Source organism: Pseudobacter ginsenosidimutans, assembly GCF_007970185.1.
In the GTDB taxonomy this organism is placed as follows: Bacteria; Bacteroidota; Bacteroidia; order Chitinophagales; family Chitinophagaceae; genus Pseudobacter; species Pseudobacter ginsenosidimutans.
On sequence record NZ_CP042431.1, the window covers coordinates 7702183 to 7726778 of the forward strand.

A 24596-nucleotide genomic window follows, 5' to 3' on the forward strand; every position below is an offset into this window, starting at 1 on the left:
CGAGTTTAGTTTTGGTTGATTGCTCCGTTTATTCTCTGGTTCGTTGGCTATTTTGACATGACCTGACTTACAAGAATTGTTTTCCCTTTGATGTTGAATTTCACATAGGCAGGTTGCTCGATGAGTGCAAGCACATCTTCAATATGTGCTTCTTTTTTCAGTCTCCCTCCCACTTTTCGCTGCTTTAATTCAGGAGAAGAGAATACAAAATCGAAATCGTATAAACGGCTAAGGTTGTTTGTTGCTTCTTCGAGAGAAACCTCGTCGAATATGATCTGCCCGTCTTTCCAGGCGGTAAATGTTTCTGTGTCCACAGCTCTGGTAATGAATTTATCATTGGTAAGCATGGCCTGCAAACCCGGCTCCAGCATGGCCTGCATGCCTGCGGCGTTCAGCCTTACTGACCCGTTCACCAGTGTGGTGGTAAATTTTTTGGTATAGGTATTCACATTGAACTCCGTGCCCAATACCTGCACTTCCATCCCACTTGCATTCACAATAAAAGGCAATGCAGTATTCTTCTTCACTTTAAAATAGGCTTCGCCGCTTTCAAGAAATACTTCTCTCCTGGTTACACCCCCAAAATGAGCGGGATAACGCAGTTTGGTGGAGGCATTCAACCAGACCTCGGTCCCATCCGCCAACTCCAGCCTGTACTGACCACCCCTCGGAATGATCAGGGTATTGTATCCCGCAGCTTTCACCAACCCTTCGCGGGCTGCGTATTTCAAAAGGCTTGTATCTACATTGGTAATCTCAGTTAGGCCTTGTTGAAATTTACTGTCAGGATTTTCCTGCAACTCTATTCGCTCTCCATCGGCCAGTACAAGGGTGGCGCGACGGGAATCCAGAGGTTCGGTAATGTATTTTGCGGTCTCAGATGAAGCCTGGTCTTTTTTATTCACCAGCAGGTAAGCCAGAGCGCCAATCACCATCAGCCCAAGTACAACCGCTGCGTATCCCATCCATTTCCTTACGGGCTGTAACCTGCGCACAGCACCAGTTTCAGCGGTTGCATCTTTCTGAAGTATAGCGGTAATGATCTGCTCTGCGTCCCGCAGTTCCAAAGGCTGTTCCTGGTTGTTCTCCGAATACAGTCCGGCCACCAGCGCATCGCGTTGAGATGCCGCTTTACCCTTCGATAAAAAGGTCATCAGCTCCAGTTCCTCTTCTGCTGAGATCGAATGACTGGTCCATTTGGTGAACAATTCCCGCAGCCTGTTATCCTCCATATTCCTGGTTTCTTTAAAGTAGACGAATGAGTATAAAAAAAGAGGGGATGCCCCAGAAAACAATTTTCAATAAATTCTTTTTGAGGGTGGCGGTAGCCTTCTTGATATATTCTTTCACTGTATGAATGGAGATACCCATTTCTTCTGCGATCTCCTGTTGTTTCTTTCTATCAAAGCGACTCATCTCCCAGACTTTCCGCTGCTGCGGCGGCAATTCAGCCACCGCCTGGTAAAGTTTGGCGTGGTACTGTTTCCATTCTTCATCGTTCTCTTCTCCAGATTGCTGGCTTGATCCCGATTGCAGCTCGTGCAGGATGATTCGCTCATGGGCCATCCTCCGCAGCATATCGCTTCCGGTATTGCGGGCAACAGTTACTAACCAGGCTTCAAAATTGCTGATACGAACCAGCTCAGCACGCTGCTGCCATAATTTGGTAAAGGCTTCCTGAACTATCTCTTCGGCAAGTACTGAAGAACCGGTCAGTTTGAGCGCAAAAGCATTGATACGGGGAGACCATGCATGGAATAGCGTGCGGAACGCATTTTCATCGCCTTCAGATAGTTTAAGCAGCAGTTCAGCCTGATCATATTGCGGGTTGGATAGCAATTGGGTTTCCCTGTTTGGTTACAAAACTTGGCAGCGATCGTAAAAATAGCATTTGAATCATTATCAAGTGTAAAGTATTCGTTTGGCCTCTTTATATTTGGTCACCAATCAACGCTCATGAAAAGCATTCTCACTCAACTCAGAGCTGATCTCGACAGCATGGCGAATGCCGCCGCCAAATCATCTGCCGAAAGATTTTTCAAAGAAGCTATCCAAACCAGGGGTATCAAAACGCCACTGGTGCGCAAGCTCTCAGCACAGTATAAAAAAGAAATGAAACAACTTCCGAAAAAGGAAGTATTCCAGCTTTGTGAAGAGCTCTGGCAATCTGGCTACCTGGAGGAATCTTTTGTAGCCTGTGATTGGGCCTATTCCCAAAAGAAAAAATTTGAACCGGCCGATTTCAAAACATTCGAACGCTGGGTAAAAAAGTATGTATCCAACTGGGCTTCCTGCGATACGCTCTGCAATCATACTGTTGGGGAATTCCTTATGATGTATCCTGAATTCCTGCCTGAACTGAAACGCTGGGCGGTATCAAAAAACAGGTGGGTGAAACGGGCCGCAGCGGTGAGCCTGATCGTTCCCGCCAGAAAAGGGCTATGGATGGAGGAGATGCTGGAAATTGCTACCATTCAGCTAGAGGATCAGGATGACATGGTGCAGAAAGGCTATGGCTGGATGCTGAAATCCGCCAGCGAATCAGACCTCAACCCTGTATTTAAGTTCGTAATGCAGCATAAGACGAAGATGCCGCGCACTGCTTTGCGTTATGCCATCGAGAAAATGCCTGCAGATAAGAAAGCAAAGGCGATGGCCAGATAATGCGCCATCGCCCTGTCTGAATATTTTCCATTTTTCTATTTCGTATACAACGGCGTACGCTTCAGTAAATATTCAAGCGTATTCTTGTAAGCATCCTGTGTATTCCAGAAAGAATTGCGTTGCTGGCTGTACACGGTTACGCCTTTGTCATTGTAAATGCCCAGGTCCAGACTGGTCTGATAGTTTTGCTGGGCGGTACCGTAAGTGGAGCTGTTGTATTTCTTATCTTTCTTATCATCATCATCCTTTGTTTTCACTTGTCCATAAGTGTTAGAAGTAACGGTTTGCGTGGTTTTGTTCTGATTCACCACTCCGCTGATCACATACTCTACGCCCAGGATATTACAGAGATCCTCCATTGTATATCCTTTGATGTTCTGGTCCGTAATCCCCGCTTTGATCAGCAGCGCGTTGGTGGTACGGGGATCGAGTATAGTGAACATGCCTGCATGTTTGCTGAGAAAATTATAGGCTTCCTGCTGCACCTGGTCTCCAACTGCATCATCAGCTGCCTGTCCGTCTTTCACGAAAGTGAAGGGAAGGAAAGCTACTTTGTTGTGATGTGATTCCAGGTTGGGATTGGCGGCGGGCTTTTGTTGCTGGCCGGCTGAGCTGCCTGATGGCTGACCGGCATTTCTGTTGAAGAATTCGATCCTTCCGCTGGCATAAGTGATCTTCAGGATCTCGGTCTTTTTGATACTATACGTAAGTGTTTCTCCTGCATAGGAAAATACGATAGCGGAATCATTGATCGACTGAACTTTTCCGGCAAGTTCATCACCATTGGTTTTGAGTATTACATCATTCTTTGCAGGCTGCTGGGCATAAGTGATCATACCCATAAGAATCAGGGCTATCAGTAAGGTTAGCTTCTTCATACAATATCAATTATGGTTTGTTTGGGAGATGTATAAAGATAATAAATCATTTGATTCCGATGGTGCGCGATACCGCATCCACCGGCTTTTTTATCCAGGAAGGAGCATTGAGGCGGAAGCCGATCACGGCATGAAAGATGGTCCTGTCGTTTTCCACAATTACACTTGTCTTCTCCTCCCGGTAAGCAGACTCTGCAAAGCGCATGTAGATACCCGTGAAAAACCTCTGGCTGTTATAACCGATACCAGCCCTTCCATCCAGGCGGAAAATGAAATTCCTTTGCCTGCCAGACTCACTGTAAGTCTCATACCGGTTGGTGATCCTGCTGAATACATAGCCTGCTGCCGGTGTAAGTCCCAGGGCGAAATAGAATTTTTCCTTCAATACAAAATTGTAATGGTATCCTGCTCCCAGCAACAATTCCAGGTTGTCTCCTCTTTGATTGAAGCCACCTGGCTCAGGAGGCGTTTTGTGGTCATTGATATAGTACCTGTAAAATAAAACGGGAATAAAACTGCCGGCACTCTTCAATTGCCGCTCTGACTGCGTTACAATGGCATTCACAGAAAAGTCAGGGTTAAAATTGTAAGCTGTGCTTCCTTCATATTGAGTGAAAGACAAGCCCGGGAACTGGATATAGGGAGAGTCCGGAGTCCAGGTTGGATCTACTTCAGGCGTATTCTCCAGGTAATAGCCTTTGGTGCGGGTATAAGACAGTTCCTGTATCCAATGCCTGAAATTGAAACCCACATTGAATCCTCCACTCCTCGTTTTTCCTTTGAGCGCATCATCGTCTTTGTCTGAAAACAATTTGGGAGCGAATCGGATGCCGAAAGAAATGAAGCGATAACTGAATCCCAGCCTGGTGGCCGATTCCACATTCGGGCTCAGGCGGATATCGAGTCCCGGGGTGATCACGCCTATCCGCTCCACATCGGAGCTTTGACTAAGTTTGAGGGTAACAAAATCCGACATCGCCTCTATCTTCCGGGAAACAGGGAGCGTATCCGTCGCTGCCATCAGATAAAATGGGAAAAAAGAAAAAAACAACACGGCCGGCATGGTTCTTCTCATACTCAAATATAAACTGTTGACGTTGCAACTTCGCATCAGGAAAATGAAAGTTTGACCTATGTTAAAGTTTTTTTAGATTTGATTCAGATGCTTCGACCAACAGCAATATCATTGATTTTCATTTTCTTTTCCCTGCCTGCATTCTGTCAATCCTTCGGTTTGCAGTTCTCCAGCCATGAGGCTGTACAGGAGAAAAGAACTTCCTTCAACCTTACCCCTGGTAAGCCTGCCTGCTTTGATCAGAATACCGATCTGCAGTTCGATTTCATGTTACGTTCCAATATGCCCATCTACTTCGGTTACCTGTTGCGGATCGTAACGGACCAGAACAGGAATATCGATATCGTTTACAATGAACGGCAGCGGCTGCTCAATTTCATCACCGGGGAAAAATTCATCAGTTGCCCGGTGGATTCCATCGGCGCATTCAACCAATGGAACCAGCTGACAATCCGGTTCGATACACATAACAAAACAGTGGAGTTCCTCGCCAATGGTCATGCGCTGGGCAAGAGCGCTATCGAGACCAATGATCAACTCTGCTGCCGCATCGTTTTCGGCGCCAATGATCTGCCGGGTTTCCAGACTGCCGATGTTGCTCCCTTCCTCATAAGGGAAATAAAGATCACTGAAAACAAGAAACTACGTTACCATTTTCCCCTGGATGAGAACGGAGGGAATGAAGCGCATGAGCAGGTGTCCGATAAAAAATACTTCGTTGCCAACCCGGGCTGGATCGCTCCCATGCACCAGAACTGGAAAAAAGTGTATAGCACACAAACGGGCTCTGTTCCTGCCCTGGCCTACAATAAAGAAAAGGATATCCTCTACATCATTTCCGGGGACTCCCTCTACGAGTACTCCCCCAGGAACGACGCCATCCGCATCACCAGGTTATCGGAAAAAAGAAGGGATATGGCCTATGGCAACCAGGGGATCTACAACCATATCAATAATAAACTGTACAATTTCTATATCGATGAGCACTCGGTGAGCGTCTACGATACGCTGCAAGCGAGGTGGGACAAGAGTTTTCACAGTGACCCGCTCACCATTTTCTGGCAGGCCAACAAGTTCATTTCTTCCACTGATACTTCCCTGTACACCGTGGCCGGATATGGCCAGCTGCATTACAAGAATCTTATTCAACGCTATAGTTTCAACACGCAGCGTTGGGATACCATCCACCCGAAAGGGGATTTCTTCATGCCCCGTTACCTGGCCGCGCTTGGTATGAATGCCAGCGGCGATACTGCGTATATCCTTGGTGGTTATGGCAGCAAAACCGGCGACCAAATGCTGAATCCCCGCCACAGCTATGATCTGCTGGCTTTCGATGTGCGTGGCCGGCAATTCACCAAACTCACGGAACTGAAAGAACCGGAACATCCGTTCGTGTTTTCCAACAGCCTTATCCTGGAACCGGGAACAGACAATTTTTATACACTGATCTATCCCAACGACCGTTTCAATTCACGATTGCAACTCATCAAAGGCTCGCTTCACAATACAGACTATGAGCCGATGGCTGATACCATCCCCTACCAGTTCCTTGACGTGGAATCCTTTGTAGACCTGTTCTACAGCCCCGTTTCCAAAAAACTGCTGGCAGTAACCCTGCACACCGGCAAGGATACGGTTACTGACGTGAACGTGTACTCGCTGAATTTCCCTCCCAATAAAATGATCGCGGCCACCACAACGGCTACAACCGAAAGCGCCGGCAAATGGCTCTATATCATTGGCGGGATCTTGCTGGCCCTGGCATTCAGCCGTATTTTCCTGAAGAACAGAAAGAAGAAATCAGAAAAAACAGATCCAGCAACGGATATAAATCACCAGCATCAGGAAGCAGCTGCTCCAGACGCCAGCCACCTGGCGCCATCTATAACATTGGCGCCTTCACCGGCTGTGGATACCACGGCCATTTATTTGTTCGGACAATTTGAAGTGCTGAGCCGTGATAAACAAAACCTCACAGCCAGCTTCTCTCCTTTGCTGAAAGAACTGTTCCTGCTGATCCTGTTGCATACCTGTAAAGACGGTAAAGGCATCAGTCCTGAAAAACTGCTGGAGATCCTCTGGCCCGACAAATCGTCCAAGGATGCACGCAACAATTACCAGGTGAATATCGCCAAACTGAAAACGATCTGTGAAAAAATAGGTGGCATCAATATCAACCGTGATACAGGCCACCTGAGATTGCTGGCAGAGGAGGAAAATATCTTTATAGATTACAAACGATTCGCAGAGCTTACCGGCGGAGCCTATACCATCAACAATCAATATGTGACAGCATTGCTGGAACTGATACAGAGGGGAGGATTCTTGCAACAACTGCATTACAGCTGGCTGGACGATTATAAATCAGAAGTCTCCGGCATCATCAGCGACATCTTCGTCAAATACGCCACCACAGCGGATCCCGAGGCCAATGCCGAGCTTACGCTCCGTTTTGCCAATGCGGTGTTCCTCTTTGATCAGCTGAATGAGGAAGCGTTGGTGTACAAGTGCAAAAGCCTGATGATCCTCGGACGCCATGGCATGGCTAAGGATACTTTCTCCAAATTCGCCAAGGAATACCGCGAGAATTATGGAGTGGATTTTGAGAAGACCTTCGTTCAGATCACCGGAAACTCCTGATAAAATTCTATTTCACCGCCGTCGGTTTTGCCGGCGTTAATGCAATTTCTTTTTTCAGCATCCTGCCACCATCACCGGCAAGCCGCATGTAATAATCGGAGGAGCAGGCAGTACCATCTTCATCCAGGGTCAGGAAACTGGAACCTGCCGGCACCATTGCCTGAGTTTCTGCTGTTTTCGCGATCTGGTTGCCTTCATTGTATTCATCAAACATCGAAATATAAAAGCCCTGTGCACCGGCCCGCATCATATTGTAAAACTGGCGCCACATGAATTCGCCATGCACTCGTTGTCTTTCCTGCAGGTCGCCGGGCATGATGCAGGGCTGGTAATCGATGCCATTGGCTTTACAGAAAGTAACATCGGGCGCATTGGTCTGCACCAGGAAATTATCGGAATCGATGATCTTGCTCATGCGCCCCACCATCCAGGGTGAAAGCATATTGAAATTCTTGTACACTTCAATGAAGCCTGGCCTGCTGTCGCTGTTCTGGCTACGCCAGTGCGTAGGCACTCCGCCAATCACGTAACAGCCCTGGTCTTTGAACCACTTGATCACATCTATACAGGCAGCGGCGGTGAAATTGTGGTTGTTATCGTTAAAACCGAAGCCCCAGATACATACCACCGGTTTTCCGTTCTGCTTCGCATAGGCGGAGCTGGTAGTGTATGTTTTCATTTTGTTGGTCCAGTCGGTTTTTACTTCAGTCTGCATATTGTTCCAGCCGCTCACATCGTACATGATATAAAACTTGCGGCCATATTTTTCTGCAGCGGTCTTTACCCTGGCGGTAACGGCATCACGGATTCCGCCTTCAATGCCATTGGGATTGAAGCGCTGGAGGGCCGCGCAATCCAGGTTGTATTGTTTCATCCAATTGAAATGAACGTCAACTGTCTGATCATCGTAGTTGGAAAAAAGATGCGCAGGATTTCCATTGTTGAGATCGGCCCAGCCGGTGGCGTAGGTTTTCGTATAGTCGCGAACGTCAGGCCAGCTCTTGATACCATTGTTGGTGGAGGAAGGAAGCTTGCCCCAGTCCTGCGTCCAATGCCAGTACATATTGATGGGGCCTCCGTCGCCATTACAGGCAAACCATCCCTGGTAGCCTACGGTGACCTTGCCCACAACATCGCCAACGGGTGAGGGCCAGGTTGGTTTATCTTCTTCCTTTTCTCCTCCCCCATCGCTTTTGGAACAACTGAGCCAGGTACTACCCAGCAACAGAAGAAGGATATGATGAAATCGTATTTGCATGGTTGTTGGTTTTCGTTTTTTATTTTTTTCCTGCGGTCTGCACCACTTTTTTGATCAGGCCGTTTTCCGTGTAGCTGAGCCTGTCTGCACAGATACTGCGCAGCCAGTCGTGTTTTGAAATGGAACTATTGTGATAGAATGCATACCAGTTTCCCTTGAATTCCACAATGGAACCGTGGTTGGTGTAACTGTCGGTGGGATCCATATAGATCCCGCGATAGGTCCAGGGACCGAGCGGACTATTGCTGGTAGCGTAGCGCATGCGGTTGTGCAGATTGGCTTCATCGTGGTTATCGGAGTAGGAAAGATAATAGATTCCGTTGCGCTTGTGCACCCAGGCGGCTTCGTGGAAATCCACGAGGCCGGTCATGTTTTGCATGGCGCCATCGATCTCCATCATATTGTCTTTTAGTTTTCCTCCTTTGCAAACACCGCCGCCGCCCTGGTAGAAATAGGCTTTGCCATCATCGTCAACAAATACACAGGGATCGATCAAGGGATCGATGCCCGGAATATATCCCTGTACGGTGAAATCGCTGGCTGGTTTCTTGCTGGTGGCCACGCCGATCTTCCAGCTGGTATTCCATTCTGTTTCGCTGGGATGGGGAAAATAGAAATAGTAAGTGCCGTTCTTGTAGGCGCAATCGGGCGCCCACATGAAGCCACCATCGGGCCTTCCCCAACTAACCTGGCTGGCGCGCAGGATCTCGCCGTGATCGGTCCAGTTGATCATGTCATTGGTGGAAAAAACATGGTACTGATCCATCAGGTCGCAGCCGCGTGGTGGTTCGATATCATGAGAAGCATATACGTACAAGCGACCATCCGCCCAAACATGGGCGGATGGATCTGCTGTGTACATATGGGTAATGAACGGATTTTTGTGTTCTTTCGCCCAGAGGTCAACGGGTTTCTCCTCTTCGCTCTTTTTGGAAGAGCAGGCCGAAAGAACGAAAACCAAACCTGCAGCTATTGAGAAAACTGGTTTCATGGTTTAGGTTTTACACCACTGGTCTGCTCCACCATTTTGATGGAACCGTCTTCATTGAAGTAGAGCTTGTCTACACAAACGGAACGCAGCCAGTCGTGATTACTCAATACACTGTTGTGGTAGAAAGAATACCATTGTCCTTTGAATTCCACGATGGAGCCGTGATTGGTGTAGCTATCGGTGGGTTCCATGTAGATGCCCTGGTGTTTCCAGGGACCGAGGGGACTGTTGCTGGTAGCATATCTCATGCGATTGTGCTTCCCATCCACATCGTGATTATCTGAATAAGAGAGATAATAAACGCCATTGCGTTTGTGTATCCAGGTGGCTTCATGGAAGTCTTCGAGTCCTTCCATTTTTTTCATTTCTCCATCTATCTCCACCATATTGTCTTTCAGCTTGCCGCCCTTGCAGGTGCCGCCGCCGCCATGATAGAAATAAGCCTGTCCGTCATCATCGATGAATACACAGGGGTCGATCATGGGGTCGATGCCTTCAATAAAGCCCTGCACTTTGAAATCGCTGGCAGGTTTCTTACTGGTAGCTACGCCGATCTTCCAGGTGGTATTCCATTCGGTGCCGCTTGGATGCGGGAAATAGAAATAGTAAGTACCGTTCTTGTATGCGCAGTCCGGCGCCCACATGAAGCCACCTTCTTTGCGTCCCCAGGGCACCTGGCTGGCGCGCAGGATCTCGCCATGATCTTTCCAGTGCACCATATCATCTGTTGAGAATACATGATACTGATCCATCAGATCACAGCCGCGTGGCGGTGCGATATCATGGGAGGCATACACGTAGAGCCTGCCATCTGCCCACACATGGGCGGATGGATCTGCTGTATACATATGACGGATTATGGGGTTACCTTTTGGTTTGTCTTTGGTAAAGCCAAACAGGAATAATGTACTTACACCCAGTGCAACTATTCCGGCTGCGGCAAACAGTACGATCTTACGCTTCACAATAAATGATTTTCGCATGTTCATATATGTTATGGTTTCTCAACTATCCTCAGGTCGTCTATCGCCACGTTGAGCGGCGCAGTATGCGATTTGTCCTTCGTCCAGAAATAGATCCGGAAGAAATTGAACGCCGCCAGATCAGGACCATTGTCGCCATTGGATTCCGCTGCATCGGACCAGTTGAGCGTAAGCTCATTCCAGCCGCTTTTCAGGTTGGGGATCATAGGCCCGAGATTCCAGGAATATTCCTTTTTATCGGATTCACCGGAGCTGGTCAGCTCGATCTGTCCATCATCTTTCAGCAGGCTAACGTCAGACAAATAGAACCAGAATTTGAATTGTCCGGTGGCCTTTGTAAGACCGGCATTCACAGCAGTGGGACGTTTGTAGATGAAGTGCATATAATCTTCATTCAAAGCAATAGCGGATTTCAGGCTGGCTTCCCCTTCTTTCTTATTGGTCTTATCAACCGACTTGGGACCAACGATCTCCCAATTCGTGTCTGCATCACAGTTAGCGAACAGTTCGTTCACTTTGGGTCTTGCGCGTACTTTGATATCGTCGATCGCCACTACCATATCAGGATGGGCCTTGTCTTTTGTGAATAGATAGATCCGGAAGAAATCCAGTTTGCTAAGGTCGGGTCCGCCGTCGCCAGAGATATCAGCCTTGGCGAAGTCCAGTTTCATTTCATTCCAGTCGGGTTTCAAGTCGGGAATCAATGATGGCGCAAGGTTCCAGGCATATTCTTTTTTATCAGACTCTTTGGAACTGGTGAGCTCGATCTGCCCATCCATTTTGAGTAATGAAGGATCGCCTATATACAACCAGAAAACCAACTGACCTGTTTCGCGCGTGAGTTTGGAATCGATCGAAGTTGGGCGGCGCTTGATAAAATGTGCATAGTCCTCATTGGTATTGATAGCCGTTTTCAGACTGGCATCTCCTTGTTTCTTATTGCCTTTGTCAACGGCTTTTGGTCCGGTGATCTCCCAGTCTGTATCAGCTTCACAGGGATCGAATTCCACGAGTGTAGGATCAGGCGGAGGGCCGGGATCAACAGGAGTGGGTTTAACACCACTGGTATCCCGCGATGAATAGTCATCAGCTTTCTGGCAGCCTGCAATGGCCAGCCCCAGCAGGAGCAGGTATACTGCCATGATCGGTTTGAAATATTTCATTTCGTATCAGTTTGAGTTTACGAATAACGTTTACTGTTAGTTACGAACCGGTTTGGCGCGGGAATAGCCCGATGCGCCATGGAACCAATTAGCACCCTGGCCGGTGAGCCAGAGATAATAATCGGATGTAAGCTCATTTTCGATGCCCACGAATTTCAGCCCGGCATCCCCGTTCAGCGGTGTGTTCTTTTCCAGCGCTGTTTTGAAGATGGCCGTGCCTTCATCGATCTCATCGAACATGGCCACATAAAGTGATTGCGCGCCTGCATCCTTTGCACCGAAGATCTGCTGCCAGAGGAAATCCCCTTTCAGCCTCGGTATCTGGTGATAGATGGTTGGATCCTTGTGCATATTGCCCCAACTGAAGCCGGGGAATACAAGCGGCACATAATCCACCTTATTGGTCTTGCACCACTGGATATCATCGTACACATTGCGGGCATTGTACTGCTGCGAATTGAACCGGCCTACCGCCCAGGGCATCACGATATCGCATTTTTTGATCAGCTCATGGAGTGCAGATGATTTTTCTGTATCAGAACCAAGTGTACGCCAGTAATAAGGCACACCCAGCATCACGGCATATTTGTTCTCTTTACCCTTGATACTGTCTACCAGTTTGCTCACATCGGCGATGGAATATTTCCTTCCATCATTGAAGCCCACACCCCAGATGGTGACCAGAGGCTTGCCATTGTGATAGAGATAGGCAGGTTGCTTCTTATTATTGTTGAGCCCGTACAATTGTTGCAGTTCTCTCCAGTCTTCCACCAGGTAATGCATATCGGAAGATGATGAGCCGCTGAGATCATACATCACGCTGATAGCGCGACGGTATTTAGTGGCTGCTTTCAAAGCATGTCCCAATACTGTATTGAAATGCCTTTTACCGGAGGGATTGGTCGCTTTCACTTCGCCAAGGAAACGCTGCATGTGCACGCCATCGATGCCGTAGTCTTTCATCCATTTGAAATGGAGGTCCACGCTTTCATCATCGAATGGACTGTACAGGTACGCGTTTGTTCCGTCAGCGAATTTGAAAGGCGACTTATATCGCTTAGTGTACTCCGTTATATCCGGCCAGAAATCGACATTGGTATTGCCGGGATAGAATCCTCCATGTCCCTGGTAGTGGTACCAGCCACGATTGCTTCCATCTCCTTCGGCGGCAAACCAGCCCTGGTAACCGGCCATCACCAGTTTGTTGTAAGATTTGAAGAACAAGCCGGTGGTGTCATATGCTTGCCCCATGACGGCCGGCTTGTCTTCTTTCCCTTGTTCTACATTGCTCTTCGAGCATAGCGCCAGCATTGGCGCTATGCCCAGCAAAGCCAATGTGAGTTTCCTTATCATTTTTGATCAACTTTAATTTGGATGATATTGCTCAGGTTGGAGCTCTTGTAACTGTCGTTGTAACGAACCCCCACACGCACATAGAAGATCCTTCCCGGTAAAAGGCCCTCGATGGTGATCTCAGGCGATTTATCCGCCGGGGTCATATCAGCCCATTCTTTATTGACTGTGATCTTCTTCATGTCTGAGAACTCGTAGATCGAAGCGCCGGGCCCTACCATGCTGGTAGTATTGAGGTATGGCTGGATCTCCGTGATCGTAGGCATACCTGCTTCCACCGGAGCGCTGATATCGAACCGCAGTTTCAATGTGGTGGTATCCAGCTGCACGGTGAAATTGTTGATCTCGGTATAAGGCGTCAGCTCAAAATCCTGTTTAGTACCGCCGCTGATATCGATCTCGATGGGCAATACCGGCCAGAAAGCGCCACCATAGGGTGTTACGCGGTAATGACCTCCGAACAGTTTCGAGTTCTTGTAGGTGCCGTCGATCTTACTGGGTATTTCCTGTGGCGCAGGTGTTTCACTCCAGCTCAACTGTTCCAGCTTTACCTGTATGCTACCGGTAGCTGTCTGAAAGTTGTTCTTGGTGCCTGCCACAAAGAAGTTGCCTTCCAGTGAAGCATTGGGGCCATCGAGATTATCCTTCTTCAGGCAGGAAGTGAATCCCAATACCATCAGGAGGCCGGCCATTGTTATCAACTGTTTCATATCTCGTAGCATTTGATATTAGTAATTAGGATTGTTGGGATAGAGATTCGGATTCTTTGCCAGTTCTCCCCCGGGTATTGGTTCGTAATAAGCTCTCTTCTCGAAATTGTAATTCCTGCCGAAGGTTTCCTGCTCCCTGAGCATGATGAATTTTTTCTCGTCATACACATAGTATGGCAACAGTCCTTTGAAGCGCTGGTTGTTGAGGATCACATCGGCAGTGCGCCAGCGGCGGATATCCCACCAGTAATGGTTCTCGAATGCCAGCTCTTTGCATCTTTCGTTCCTGACGGATTCTACGGTTACCTCTCCCTGTGAGAGCGTAGCGCCGCCACCCCTGGTGCGGAGCAGATTGATGCAGTTCATCGCATCTTCTGTTTTACCGGTCTCAACAGCAGCTTCCGCGCGGTTGAGCAGCACTTCGGCATAGCGGAATTCTATCCAGTGCGTAGTGCTGGTAAAGAGCCCCACTTCAGATTGCGGACGCCTGAAATCGATATACTTCCTAACGTAGAAGCCTGTGCGCGTCCACTGATCGGTGGAAGTGGAAATGCCGGTCATACCGATGATCTGCATCTCATCATTGTATTTGGCATCCTGACCGGAAGCGGTAAACATGTTGCGTTGGTTATCGGGCTTTGCAACTTCTGCCGCTGCAGTTCCGGAAAAAGAAGGATAGATCCCGCGACGCACATCAAACTTCAGCCCGCGCAATGTGGTGCCGGGGAAGTATACAGTGGCCAGCAGGCGCGGCTCCAGGCCCTGCGTAAGCGTTACCACATCATCGTAGCGTTTGGGTGTACCGTCTGGGTTGATCACATTCAACACACCCCAGCGCTCCACCAGCTCCAGTGTGGGATAAGCCCGGCTCAATCCATCGGCTGTCATGAAACGCGGAGAAAATGTTGCATCCCAGCTATGCGCATTATTTCCGGGAACGGAATAATCACGTACGAGGATATTTTCCGGACTGTTATTATCCAGGAAGGTCATTACATAATTGAGTTCTTTGTCGCCCTCTTTCTGATAGAGACTGTATTTTGCTTCCAGGAGTTTGGCTGCTTCCCATGAGCGGTTGAAAAAGTCTTCCGCCTTATCGGCAGGAATTCCAACAAATCCCTGGGCTCTTGCATCGCCTTCCACAAAATTGAGTGAACCGTATTTGGCGATGGAACCTGCATACAACATGGCCCTTGACTTGAGTGCTGCCGCCGCATATTTGTTGGCGCGGCCACTCACGCTGGTTTCAGGCATCATGCTCCAGGCTTTGTCGAGGTCTTCTGCAATGAAGTTCCAGCATTCTTCTTCCTTGTTGCGCGGTACCTGTAGTTCTTCCACTGTTTGCTGCGGAAAATTCTGCACTACTGTGATGTAGGGAATGCCGCCATATCTTTTCACGAGTGCGAAATAATAATAGGCCCTGAGAAAATAGGCTTCACCCAGGAGTTCATTCACTTTGTTGCCTACATATTTGTCTGAATACCTGGGAAGGGTCTCTATGAAATAGTTCACAGCGCGGATATCGGCATAGGGCCAGTATCCGAAGCCACCGGCAAAATCCAGTCCGCCCCAGGGGCCTACCATTTCACCACATCCGGCGCCGAGATGCCAGAAATGTTCCCATTCGTGGTGGAGATTGAATCCCCATCCATCGCGGCCGGCGGGCCTGTAAGAGAAATCTTCGATTGGCAGTTTCCGGTAAACCTGTGCCAGGTATGTATTGATCCCTGCCTCGCTGCCGAAGATCTGATCGTCGTTCAGCACGTTCACCGGCTTGATGTCCAGCTTATGGCAGGAACTCACTGCCAGCAGCAGCGCGATGAGTGTGCAATAGAATTTATGTAAGGTTTTCATCCGTAATATTTTTCGTTGTATCAAAAAGTGATGCTCGCACCTACGTTGAAGGTCCTGTTCAGCGGATATTTGTATCCACCCAAACCATATTGGAAACCTGCATCGGGTTGCTGACCAGGATGCTCGGGATCACTGTTCCTGAGTTTGGTAAATGTGAGCAGGTTGTAGGCATTCACATAGAATCTGCAGTTCTTCATGCTGATCCTTTTCAGCAGTGATTGCGGAAGCGTATATCCCAGCTCGATAGATTTGAGCCGAACATAGGAACCATCCTGAACGGCTTTCGTTCCTTCAGGCTTTGGCGAGCCCATGGCAGGATATTTTCCGGGCACCCATTTTGTATTCGGATCAAACACATTATCATCTGGATTTACTGTATGCCAGCTGTTGAGGAACTGCGTGAGGGCGCTGCGGTCGTACATAAGCGGTTCCAGGAACTGCTCTTCGTACATGATGTTCACACCGGTAACGCCTGCAAAGAGTGCAGAGAAATCGATCCCCTTCCAGGTAACGCCGATGGTCAGGCCAAAATTCACGAGGGGGATATCCCTGGTAGCGATGGGATGGTCATCCCTTCCATCAATCACACCATCTTCATTCCAGTCCTGGTAGTAATAATCACCGGGGATCACATTGTTGTTACCGCCACCGGTGTTCACTTTATGATTGTAGATCTGCTCATAGCTGGTGAACTGGCCTGCATAATCCTTACCCCACCAGATATTGGTGAAGCGGTTGCTGCGCTGGCTTTTCCAGTTCTCAAATTCATTGCCGGCACGGCCCTGGATCACATCGAGCATTTGTGTGCGCGCCTGACTGAAGTTACCAGTGATATTGATACCGAAATCGTTGATGCGGTTACGATGGGTGAGTTGAAGCTCCCATCCCTGCGTTCTGTCGCTATCAAGGTTTTCCTGCGCCAGCTCGATACCTGCAGTTCCTGGAATGGCCACAGTTTTGCGGGCAGGCAATCCTTTACGGTCGCGTCTGTACACTTCGGCCACTACATCAAGTTTGCCATTGAGGGTGGTGAACTCCAGCCCGATATTGGAAGTATGTGCGGTGAACCAGGTAAGATTAGGGTTAACGGCATCACGCATGGCAGAACCTTTTATGAACTGGCCATTGAAAAGATAGCCGTAGATACTGTTGTCATTTGGATTGATGGTAGGATAGTTGAAACCATCTATGTATTGAAAGCCTGTGGTGCCATCATCACCGGTGATACCATAAGAGCCCCTGATCTTCAGGTTGGAGATGTATTTGGGATTCACCAGTTTGTCAAACCAGGGCTCGCGGCTCACTACCCAGCCTGCAAAGAAACCAGGAAAGAAGCCCCACTGGTTAGCGCCGGGTTTGTATTTGTTGGAGCCGTCGTAGCGGAAGGTGAATTCAGCCAGGTACTTGCCCCTGAAATCGTAGGTAGCGCGACCAACCACCGCCTGTGTCACCACTTCGCTTACCCCATTGGGATAGGTGCTTCCTTTTTCTTTTTCATCTTCTCCACCGAACAAATAATCCACGGGCAGCAGCATATTGCGGCTGGCAAAAATATTATCACCCTTTGAATAGCTTTCCTCGAACAATGCCATAGCCGTAACATTGTGATCACCGGCGAAAGTATTCGCGTAGTTCAATCCCAGTTGTGAAAGGGTAGACTGGTTGTTGTAATACTGCCTGAGCAGGTTGGGAGGATTGTTGACAGTGGAGGCGTGATACACATCAAGATCCGGTTCGTAAGTGTAGAGCGTGTATGATTTCTTGTACTCGGAATTGTCGTCGATATTGTAGCCGTAGTTAAACATGCCTCTTGCTTTCAGTCCTTTTACATAAGGGATATCGTATTCGAGACTGAGCTGTGCCTGGATATTCTTCTGTGTTCTTTTCCTGAAGCCCACCTTATCAGCATCGGTGATCACCAGTGGATTGGCATTATCATCTATCACGGAAGGATAGAGCGGATTGCCATTGGCGAAGGCCTGTTTGATGGGGATCATACTCCAGGTGTACTTGAAGAGTGTCCACATTTCCTGGTAGGGCTGGTATTTCTCATCTATATGTCCGCTCACCAGCGCCTGTGCACGCAGGCCATTGGTGATCTTCAGGTTGATATTGGAGCGGAAATTATAGCGGTTGTAATTGATATCGTTTGTTTTCAGTACGCCATCCTGTTTCATGTAACCTACGTTGAAGAAGTAGGAAGCTTTGTCTGTACCGCCGCTGATATTGAGATTATGCTGAACCTGCGGAGCAGTTTTGTTGAAAGTGGAACCGATCCAGTCGGTAGCCTGGAATCGCCCTTCCATCCAGGGGAGCATGTCTTCATAAGAATAAGCAGGCTTCACATTGCTGATGAAGTTGTTGGCGAAGGCGCGTTTTGCTTTTTCGTTAGACAACATCATGAAGTCCAGCGGTCCAACACCTTCAGGCATGCCGAGAAATTGCTGGAGGGCGAGGTTCACTGAGTAATTGATATCGAACTTGCCGTTCCTGTTCCCTTTTTTGGTGGTGATGAGGATCACACCATTGGCGGCCCGCACCCCGTAAACGGCGGCGGCAGCGTCTTTGAGCACAGAGATGCTTTCGATCTCGTTGGGGTCCATCTTTTCAAAACCACCGCGGGGAACGCCATCGATCACTACCAGTGGGGCAGAACCGAAACCGCGGATATCGTAGGTGTTCTCGTATCCGCCTGGCTCGGCAGTACGCTGCACCATCCGGAGACCGGGGATCTTACCGGTGAGCATGTTCACCACGCTCTCGTTCTTGGTGACCACTATCTCACTGCTCTTGAGCACTGAGACGGAACCCGTGAGTGTGGCTTTTTTCTGTGTGCCATAACCTACCACCACAACATTCTCCAGGCTGGAGTCGGCAGCAGACATACTCACATCGATCACGGAACGCGTGCCGATATTTTCTGTAACAGGCTTCATGCCCACATAGGAAAAAATGAGTTGCGTAGCCCGCTGAGGAATGGTGATACTGTAGTTCCCTTCATTGTTGGTAACTACAGAAGTTCTGCCTGTACCCGATGCCACCGTTACGCCGCTCAACGGTTGACTGGATTGTGCATCGGTTACCTTACCTGTTATTGTTTTCTGCTGTGCTGCGGCAAACAGCGGAACAAAGCAGATCAATAGCAGTGCGTATTGTAGAATTTTCATAATACTTTGATATAAGAATTAAGGATTAAATCACATAAGCAGTGTGTTGAAATCGGTTGATGTTGTTAAGGTGGCAGCAGTGGTGTTTCGAATGGCATAGCAGCAGTTTTTCGGGTTAATTAAAAAGTTTGTTTGGTTTAGGTCCCATTTCCAGTTCAAGGGTTCCTCCGTTCATGAGATCCTGGTGTGAGAACCAGAGAGTATGTAAATCTTTTCCGTTAAGGGTTGCTTTCTGGATGTATTTGTTCAGGTCAGAGCAATTATTGGCATTTACTGTGAACTGTTTTCCATTGGTGAGATTGATGCTCACTTTACTGAAGAGCGGGCTGCCGATTGTATACACCGGGTTGCCGGGCGTAAGCGGGTAAAAGCCCATGGCAGAGAACACTACAAAAGCGCTCATCCCTCCCCCATCCTCATCACCGGGAATGCCGAATACATTGTCGCCAAACCATGCATCCAGCAAAAAGCGTATGCGCTTCTGCGTTTTCCATGGAGAGGAAGTGTAATTGTAGAGATAAGGAATATGGAAGCTCGGCTCATTGCCCATGGAGAATTGTCCAACCAGTCCGGTTGCATCGGGGAACGTGGCCCAGAATTCGTATTTCGATCTGCCCAGTCCTTCGCGAAAGAGCTGGTCCAGCTTCTCTTCAAATTTTTCTTTTCCCCCCATCATTTGAATGAGGGCGGGAATATCCTGTTGTACCTGCCACGCATAGGTGTAGCCGTTATTTTCATCGTAGTAATCGCGGCCACCGGGACCTCCTGAGAATTTAGGATCGATATCGATCCAGTTGCCTTTATTGTCCTTCGGCAGGAAGAGTTGTTTTTCAGGATGCCAGAGGTTGTGATAGTTCTTACTGCGCTGGAAGAAGAAACCGGCATCGTCTTTTTTGTTGAGGTCTTTTGCCAGTTCGCTCAGGGCCCAGTCGTCATAACTATGTCCGAGTGTGATGGCAACTGCCTGTCTTTTTTCGAAGGGGTGCACTTTGGGCTCGGTTTCTTTTTCGCCGGGATGCAAAGCGGGGAACCAGCCATTGGTATGGTAGAAATCATCCAGTGCGGTCTTTGGACCGTTCACCCAGGGGATCATGGTGGCGTCGGTGGCATTCTTCCTCATACCTTCATAGGCTTTGTTCACATCGAAATTGGTAATGCCTTTGCGGTAAGCATCGAGGAAGCTGATACCTGAATGGAATCCATTCATGCAGGCATGGTCTCCGAACAGCACAGGGAATGTGGGCATCCAGCCGCTTTGCTGGTACATGCGCACATAGGATTGCAGCATGTCTGCTTCCTGTTCGGGATTAAGGATGATGCGGAGCGGATGATGCGCCAGGTAGGTATCCCAGGCCCAGTCGTCTGTGTAGAATGTTCTCTCATCCTTATGAACCTGTTTATCAAAGCCGCTGAAATAGGCGCCATCTTCGGTGATGTCTACCATTCTTTCATAACAGCGGTAGAGTGCGGAGTAAAAACTTCTTTTCTGTGCATCGGAGCCACCTTCCACCTGGATCTGTGAAAATGTTTTCTCCCAGATCTGCCTGGCCTGCTCCTGCAGGCCATCGAAATCCATTCCATTCAGTTCAGACAGGAAATTCTTTTTCGCCTGTTCTGCACTGATATAGCTGAGGGCATATTGAAACTCCACGATGGCCGTTCCTTTGGGAAATTGAACGAAGGCTTTTGTATTGTTGCCAGAAACGTAGTTCCTGTTTTCCATTTTTCCATTTTCTACTATTCCACTTTTACCGGCAACGCTGAACTTTCCGTAGAGGAATACTTTGATATCGCCGTGATATACTTCGATACCAGTAAGCTCGTGGCCGGAGAAACGGTATTCGTTCGTACCCTGATTATAGTTTCCGAAAAGCAGGGATGGTTCAGAACCGGCGGGAAAACGGAACCTGAAGATCCCGGCTTTGCGGCCGGGTGTAAAATCAACGGTGATGTCTTCGTCAATCAGGTAAGTGGAATAGAACCAGGGGCTGGCGGTTTCAAGATCATTATCCCAGGTCTGGAGCTGCGCCCAGGAGCCTGCATTAACAGGCTTAACAAATGGCTTAACGGAGAATACCTGCCCCAGGCGATGGCTCACCAGCGTGAGCGGGAAAGAACTGATCTGATCATCGAAATTATCTTTCCGCTGCGGGGTGAAACGGATGAGTTGATTGGGAAGATGGGTAAGCGGCCGGGTAGGTTCCAGCAGTGCGCCCACATTGCCGATACGGGGATCGATATATTTAAGATTGGAAACGGATTGCCCTTTTGCCAGGGTAATGGCAATAACAAGGCAGCATGTGAGGGCCGGTTGCAGAAACGGGGCTAATCTCATGAAGCAGTGATTCTGGTGTTTAAGCTTTGGTACGACACCGGTCGGCTACATGAAACTATCCCGTCCCCGGGATGGTTCCTTTTCATATAGCAATGGCATCGTTATCGTCAGCAAAATAGCTTTGGTGCATTAACAGGGCTCTTAACAAAGCCCATAATAAGCTCATAACGCCAAAAAAAATTTCAAAATAGTTCCTTTGTATTAAAATTTTCAGGCAAATGAGCGGCGTTCAGGCCGGCAAAAAAAACTTCCTGCCGGAAAAAATGAATTTCCGGAACCGGGCTGGTCCTTTTAATAAGGACATATAATAAAGGAATGGCGGTGGGATTGTCTCTGCGTACCGAATATACAATTTGTCTCGTTTTTTTGCATGCTAATCCCCCCTATTTCAAATAAGGGTGCATACAGCATTGTATTGCCCTGAACCAAAACACTCATTCATCATATACTTATTATGAGTACTATTCCAAAGATCGGGAAGCTCTCACACAGGTACAGCAGCTCCTGGGCCATCCGGGATATCAACCTGATAATAAACCATACAGGTGTGGTAGGATTACTCGGCTCCATTGGCACCGGCAAGTCCGCTACCGGGGGATAACCGAAGACAGACAGGGGATGATGGTCATACGAAATGAGGGAATTCTGGAAATGATCGGTGATTAGTGCTTTGATGAATATATCTAACTGAAAACAAGAAGAATGAACCACAGGAAAGCGCCAGGAGTGTATGGTTAGTTGCTGCTGAATGGGGTAAATACTGGGGAAAAGGTGCTGCGGGAGGTATGCAGGGGGTACCAGGAACTGATGTCCGGGCCTGCTTTCCTGTACGCCGGATGTTCGTGAGTATTGTTGATTGTTGTGGGAATAGTATAGTCATAAATGGAATGTTATGGGTGCAAAACTGCACCAATCACAACATTCAATTGTCATATGTTAATACTAGTAGTACAAGATTAAGGCTGCATCACCAACTGCTTTACCACCCGGGTCTTTCCCATCCATATCACTACCTGATAAACGCCTGCCGGCACCTGATTCAGGTTCAACGGTATTACCAGGCTGTTTGTCTGTTTTTTCATTATTACACTTTTTACCGGCAAACCATTTATACCGGTAATCAATATGCGAATGTCACCTGCAAACCTGTTGTTCAGTTCCAGCCAGCTTTTTCCTTTTGCGGGATTGGGGAATATCCTTACTCCATCATTCAAATTCACATCATTTCCTGAAAGCACGATCTGATCCAGGGTTCCGAAATAAATAGAAGAATTTCCATACTGTTCCTCCCTGTTACCAATAAAATGAAGGCGGCTGGCAGAGGCTTCAAACAAATTGCTGATGGAGAATTCGGGATAGCCATTCCCATAATACTTAATACCATTCGGAGTTCCGTCTTTCCGGATATTGGCGAGGAATCCATATTTCTTCCTGGTGCCGAATATTGGTTCGCCGGTAGTACCAGCCAGACAGTAAGCCGTATCTCCTCTTTCCAACAGGCTGTTGCTGTTATCCGTCAGATAAATATCCAAGGTCCTGGTCCAGGTGGGTGTGCCCCAGCGGTCAACTTTCATCAGCAGCGCATCCCGGTTACCTGACAACGTTGCTTCCGCATAGCCAGCCACCAGGTAGTGCAGATCAGTTGTGGCCAGCAGGCTTTGTGCCGCCAGCACGGTATCGGGGCGCACAAATACACGGGCCCAGATAACATCTCCATCCAGCGTGCTTTGTGCCAGGTAAATTCCCCCTTGTCCGGTCCCATCGGTCCTTGTTGCTTCTCCTGTTACTACCAGTCGCTGGTCCGGTGTAACACTGATCTTATTCGCTCTTGTATTGTATCGGAAGAAGGCGCGGGGTTTTCTCCAGGCTTCCGATCCATCGGTATTCAATTTCATGATCAGGGCATTGTATTGCATCAAACCCTCGCTCTCTGCACCTGATATATAACAGCCACCATCATTCGAAGGAGCAATATCATCAACATTGAGTGTCCAGACCTGGCTGCGCCAGATCACTGTTCCATCGGGCCTCAATTTCAGTACCTGGTCGATGCTGAAGCCTGAATCGAATTCCGTCAGCAATACCAGGAAATTCCCATCAGATGATACGCAGATCCTGCCGGGACTGGAAGCCAGGTCGCTCAGCATCTTTACCCATTCAAATTCCCCGGCTGCATTTATCCTGATGAGGCAGGCCATGTAATCATCTTCGGTTACACCTATCAGTTTTACTGTGGCAATATAGCCACCGCCAGGCAGGTTGAGAGTATGCACTATTTCCTGCGTTACGGTATTCAGTGGTACAGGTAAATTTTTCAGCGATGCTGCTGGTTGAATGGCATAAGGGAAAGGTGCATCCTGCAGTTCCCCATTCAAATTGGTTTTGATCAGCAGTGGCGCCGCATCGGGCTGCCCCGGGAGCCTGGCCCATCCGCCGGCAAGGATGGCATCGGATGTAAGGAGCAGCGTATTGGCGGATTCATTGCTGCCGGCTGTTCCGAATGCTTTTTTCCATTGCAGTTCGCATTGCCAGTTGAATCGACTCAAAACAAGATCAGTGCCGCCTTCCAGGTCATACCAATTGGCGTTCCATCCGGAACTTGATAACACATACCATCCATTGGCATCATGCCGGATCCCCGCCATATCATCATTCATGCTGATATCAACCAGTTTGGTCCACTCAGTGGTTCCATCGGCGCGGGCTTTCAGGAACAGGAGATCAGAATTCCCCAGAAAACTGAAAACCGCTTCAGTGGCGGCAAACAGGTAACCGCCATCGGGACTCTTGCAAAAGAACATAGGCAGGTAATACTCTCCGTTCATGAACAGTGTGGCAAATTGTTTTTCACTGCGATCACCGCTTGCAGTCACAGTGACTACTTTCAATTTTCTTTCATCAGGTGTTGTATAGGCGATCTCCAGTCCTCCGTTCTCTGCTGGTTGCAATGAATAACCGAAGAACAGGCCCTCCGCTATTTCCGTTTTCCAGATCGTTTGTCCTGATTCATTCAGGCAGAGGATATGCAGTCGTTCAGGCTTTTCTTCCATCTCTTTCACATAGGTGAGATAGAAGTTCCCATTAGCCGCAGGGAAGATCCTTACAGACCTCACCTTTTCATTGAACTGGTACTGGTATACTTTTTCCTGCTCTGCATTTGCCGACAAAATGAACACCCAGAAACCTGGCAATCCAATACTGTTGGCTGTGATCACAAATTTTCCGGTACTTGTTCTGATCAGCTTTTCAAAGGGCAGGTCTGCAAAGGCTGCAGGCATCCATTCTTTTTGCAGGATTCCATTTTTATCTGTCAGCACGAAACTATTGGCGCGTATGAATGCATAACCTTCATTACCTGCTTCTACCAGGTCTGTCAGTTGCTGCGGACGGTTGGGGACAGGATATGTTTTCCAGAATGGCTGCTGCGCCTCCGCCAGCAGACAGCAGGAAAGCAGGAAAAAGAGGCTTAAGGCTGATTTCATTTTCATCAGATCGATTTGTCAATTTGCCTCTAATTGACAA

Annotated in this window: 17 protein-coding genes; 3 read left to right on the top strand and 14 right to left on the bottom strand. The window is 48.4% G+C overall.

Features of this window, described 5'->3' with window-relative positions; genetic code table 11:
- Positions 1-47: 47 nt before the first annotated feature.
- On the bottom strand, positions 48-1232 hold the full coding sequence (locus FSB84_RS30220; RefSeq protein WP_130543641.1) for a FecR family protein: 1185 nt from the start codon (positions 1230-1232) through the stop codon (positions 48-50).
- A 13-nt stretch (positions 1233-1245) separates the two neighbouring features.
- Positions 1246-1839 carry an RNA polymerase sigma factor gene (locus tag FSB84_RS30225; RefSeq protein WP_130543640.1) on the bottom strand — a complete coding sequence of 198 codons (594 nt, stop codon included), beginning with the start codon at positions 1837-1839 and terminating at the stop codon, positions 1246-1248.
- Positions 1840-1956: 117 nt separating this feature from the next.
- Between FSB84_RS30225 and FSB84_RS30230 the strand changes: the two genes are divergently transcribed.
- A complete protein-coding gene (locus tag FSB84_RS30230) occupies positions 1957-2664 on the top strand; it encodes a DNA alkylation repair protein (protein WP_130543639.1) in 708 nt (235 codons plus the stop codon).
- A 35-nt stretch (positions 2665-2699) separates the two neighbouring features.
- Here the strand turns inward: FSB84_RS30230 and FSB84_RS30235 are convergent, their stop codons facing one another.
- Both FSB84_RS30235 and FSB84_RS30240 read right to left on the bottom strand, forming a co-directional pair.
- On the bottom strand, positions 2700-3542 hold the full coding sequence (locus tag FSB84_RS30235) for a hypothetical protein (protein WP_130543638.1): 843 nt from the start codon (positions 3540-3542) through the stop codon (positions 2700-2702).
- A 46-nt stretch (positions 3543-3588) separates the two neighbouring features.
- A complete protein-coding gene (locus FSB84_RS30240; RefSeq protein WP_158644187.1) occupies positions 3589-4563 on the bottom strand; it encodes a DUF4421 family protein in 975 nt (324 codons plus the stop codon).
- 165 nt (positions 4564-4728) lie between these two features.
- Here FSB84_RS30240 and FSB84_RS30245 point away from each other — a divergent pair, with 165 nt between their 5' ends.
- A complete protein-coding gene (locus tag FSB84_RS30245) occupies positions 4729-7260 on the top strand; it encodes a hypothetical protein (RefSeq protein WP_130543636.1) in 2532 nt (843 codons plus the stop codon).
- A 7-nt stretch (positions 7261-7267) separates the two neighbouring features.
- On the opposite strand, the gene FSB84_RS30250 is transcribed toward FSB84_RS30245, so the two are convergent.
- The 9 genes from FSB84_RS30250 to FSB84_RS30290 form a co-directional block, all read right to left on the bottom strand.
- On the bottom strand, positions 7268-8518 hold the full coding sequence (locus FSB84_RS30250; protein ID WP_130543635.1) for a glycoside hydrolase family 71/99-like protein: 1251 nt from the start codon (positions 8516-8518) through the stop codon (positions 7268-7270).
- A gap of 19 nt (positions 8519-8537) precedes the next feature.
- Positions 8538-9509: a family 43 glycosylhydrolase gene (locus FSB84_RS30255; protein ID WP_130543634.1), complete on the bottom strand. Its 972-nt coding sequence runs from the start codon at positions 9507-9509 to the stop codon at positions 8538-8540.
- Positions 9506-10492: a family 43 glycosylhydrolase gene (locus tag FSB84_RS30260; protein ID WP_130543633.1), complete on the bottom strand. Its 987-nt coding sequence runs from the start codon at positions 10490-10492 to the stop codon at positions 9506-9508. Before FSB84_RS30260 ends, FSB84_RS30255 begins: the two co-directional genes overlap by 4 nt.
- 11 nt (positions 10493-10503) lie before the next feature.
- Positions 10504-11655 carry a hypothetical protein gene (locus tag FSB84_RS30265; protein WP_130543632.1) on the bottom strand — a complete coding sequence of 384 codons (1152 nt, stop codon included), beginning with the start codon at positions 11653-11655 and terminating at the stop codon, positions 10504-10506.
- A gap of 36 nt (positions 11656-11691) precedes the next feature.
- Entirely contained in the window at positions 11692-13008 is a 1317-nt protein-coding gene (locus FSB84_RS30270; protein ID WP_130543631.1) for a glycoside hydrolase family 71/99-like protein, read from the bottom strand.
- Positions 13005-13718 carry a DUF3823 domain-containing protein gene (locus tag FSB84_RS30275; RefSeq protein ID WP_158644189.1) on the bottom strand — a complete coding sequence of 238 codons (714 nt, stop codon included), beginning with the start codon at positions 13716-13718 and terminating at the stop codon, positions 13005-13007. The genes FSB84_RS30270 and FSB84_RS30275 overlap by 4 nt, the downstream gene beginning before the upstream one ends.
- An 18-nt stretch (positions 13719-13736) precedes the next feature.
- Positions 13737-15572 carry a RagB/SusD family nutrient uptake outer membrane protein gene (locus FSB84_RS30280; protein ID WP_130543629.1) on the bottom strand — a complete coding sequence of 612 codons (1836 nt, stop codon included), beginning with the start codon at positions 15570-15572 and terminating at the stop codon, positions 13737-13739.
- A 20-nt stretch (positions 15573-15592) separates the two neighbouring features.
- On the bottom strand, positions 15593-18739 hold the full coding sequence (locus FSB84_RS30285) for a SusC/RagA family TonB-linked outer membrane protein (protein WP_130543628.1): 3147 nt from the start codon (positions 18737-18739) through the stop codon (positions 15593-15595).
- A 115-nt stretch (positions 18740-18854) separates the two neighbouring features.
- Entirely contained in the window at positions 18855-21074 is a 2220-nt protein-coding gene (locus FSB84_RS30290; protein WP_130543627.1) for a GH92 family glycosyl hydrolase, read from the bottom strand.
- 454 nt (positions 21075-21528) lie between these two features.
- Between FSB84_RS30290 and FSB84_RS30295 the strand changes: the two genes are divergently transcribed.
- Positions 21529-21675 carry a hypothetical protein gene (locus FSB84_RS30295; RefSeq protein WP_207234329.1) on the top strand — a complete coding sequence of 49 codons (147 nt, stop codon included), beginning with the start codon at positions 21529-21531 and terminating at the stop codon, positions 21673-21675.
- Between the two features lie 355 nt (positions 21676-22030).
- Here FSB84_RS30295 and FSB84_RS30300 read toward each other — a convergent pair whose 3' ends face one another.
- Positions 22031-24556, bottom strand: a complete 2526-nt coding sequence (locus FSB84_RS30300; RefSeq protein WP_130543626.1) for a T9SS type A sorting domain-containing protein — start codon at positions 24554-24556, stop codon at positions 22031-22033.
- Positions 24557-24596: the final 40 nt, after the last annotated feature.

Coding starts and splice junctions, on each gene's coding strand:
- FSB84_RS30235 (WP_130543638.1), bottom strand. CDS start 3,542: ATGAAGAAGCTAACCTTACTGATAGCCCTGATTCTTATGGGTATGATC.
- FSB84_RS30275 (WP_158644189.1), bottom strand. CDS start 13,718: ATGAAACAGTTGATAACAATGGCCGGCCTCCTGATGGTATTGGGATTC.
- FSB84_RS30220 (WP_130543641.1), bottom strand. CDS start 1,232: ATGGAGGATAACAGGCTGCGGGAATTGTTCACCAAATGGACCAGTCAT.
- FSB84_RS30265 (WP_130543632.1), bottom strand. CDS start 11,655: ATGAAATATTTCAAACCGATCATGGCAGTATACCTGCTCCTGCTGGGG.
- FSB84_RS30230 (WP_130543639.1), top strand. CDS start 1,957: ATGAAAAGCATTCTCACTCAACTCAGAGCTGATCTCGACAGCATGGCG.
- FSB84_RS30285 (WP_130543628.1), bottom strand. CDS start 18,739: ATGAAAATTCTACAATACGCACTGCTATTGATCTGCTTTGTTCCGCTG.
- FSB84_RS30295 (WP_207234329.1), top strand. CDS start 21,529: ATGAGTACTATTCCAAAGATCGGGAAGCTCTCACACAGGTACAGCAGC.
- FSB84_RS30240 (WP_158644187.1), bottom strand. CDS start 4,563: ATGGCAGCGACGGATACGCTCCCTGTTTCCCGGAAGATAGAGGCGATG.
- FSB84_RS30260 (WP_130543633.1), bottom strand. CDS start 10,492: ATGCGAAAATCATTTATTGTGAAGCGTAAGATCGTACTGTTTGCCGCA.
- FSB84_RS30270 (WP_130543631.1), bottom strand. CDS start 13,008: ATGATAAGGAAACTCACATTGGCTTTGCTGGGCATAGCGCCAATGCTG.
- FSB84_RS30300 (WP_130543626.1), bottom strand. CDS start 24,556: ATGAAATCAGCCTTAAGCCTCTTTTTCCTGCTTTCCTGCTGTCTGCTG.
- FSB84_RS30290 (WP_130543627.1), bottom strand. CDS start 21,074: ATGAGATTAGCCCCGTTTCTGCAACCGGCCCTCACATGCTGCCTTGTT.
- FSB84_RS30280 (WP_130543629.1), bottom strand. CDS start 15,572: ATGAAAACCTTACATAAATTCTATTGCACACTCATCGCGCTGCTGCTG.
- FSB84_RS30250 (WP_130543635.1), bottom strand. CDS start 8,518: ATGCAAATACGATTTCATCATATCCTTCTTCTGTTGCTGGGTAGTACC.
- FSB84_RS30255 (WP_130543634.1), bottom strand. CDS start 9,509: ATGAAACCAGTTTTCTCAATAGCTGCAGGTTTGGTTTTCGTTCTTTCG.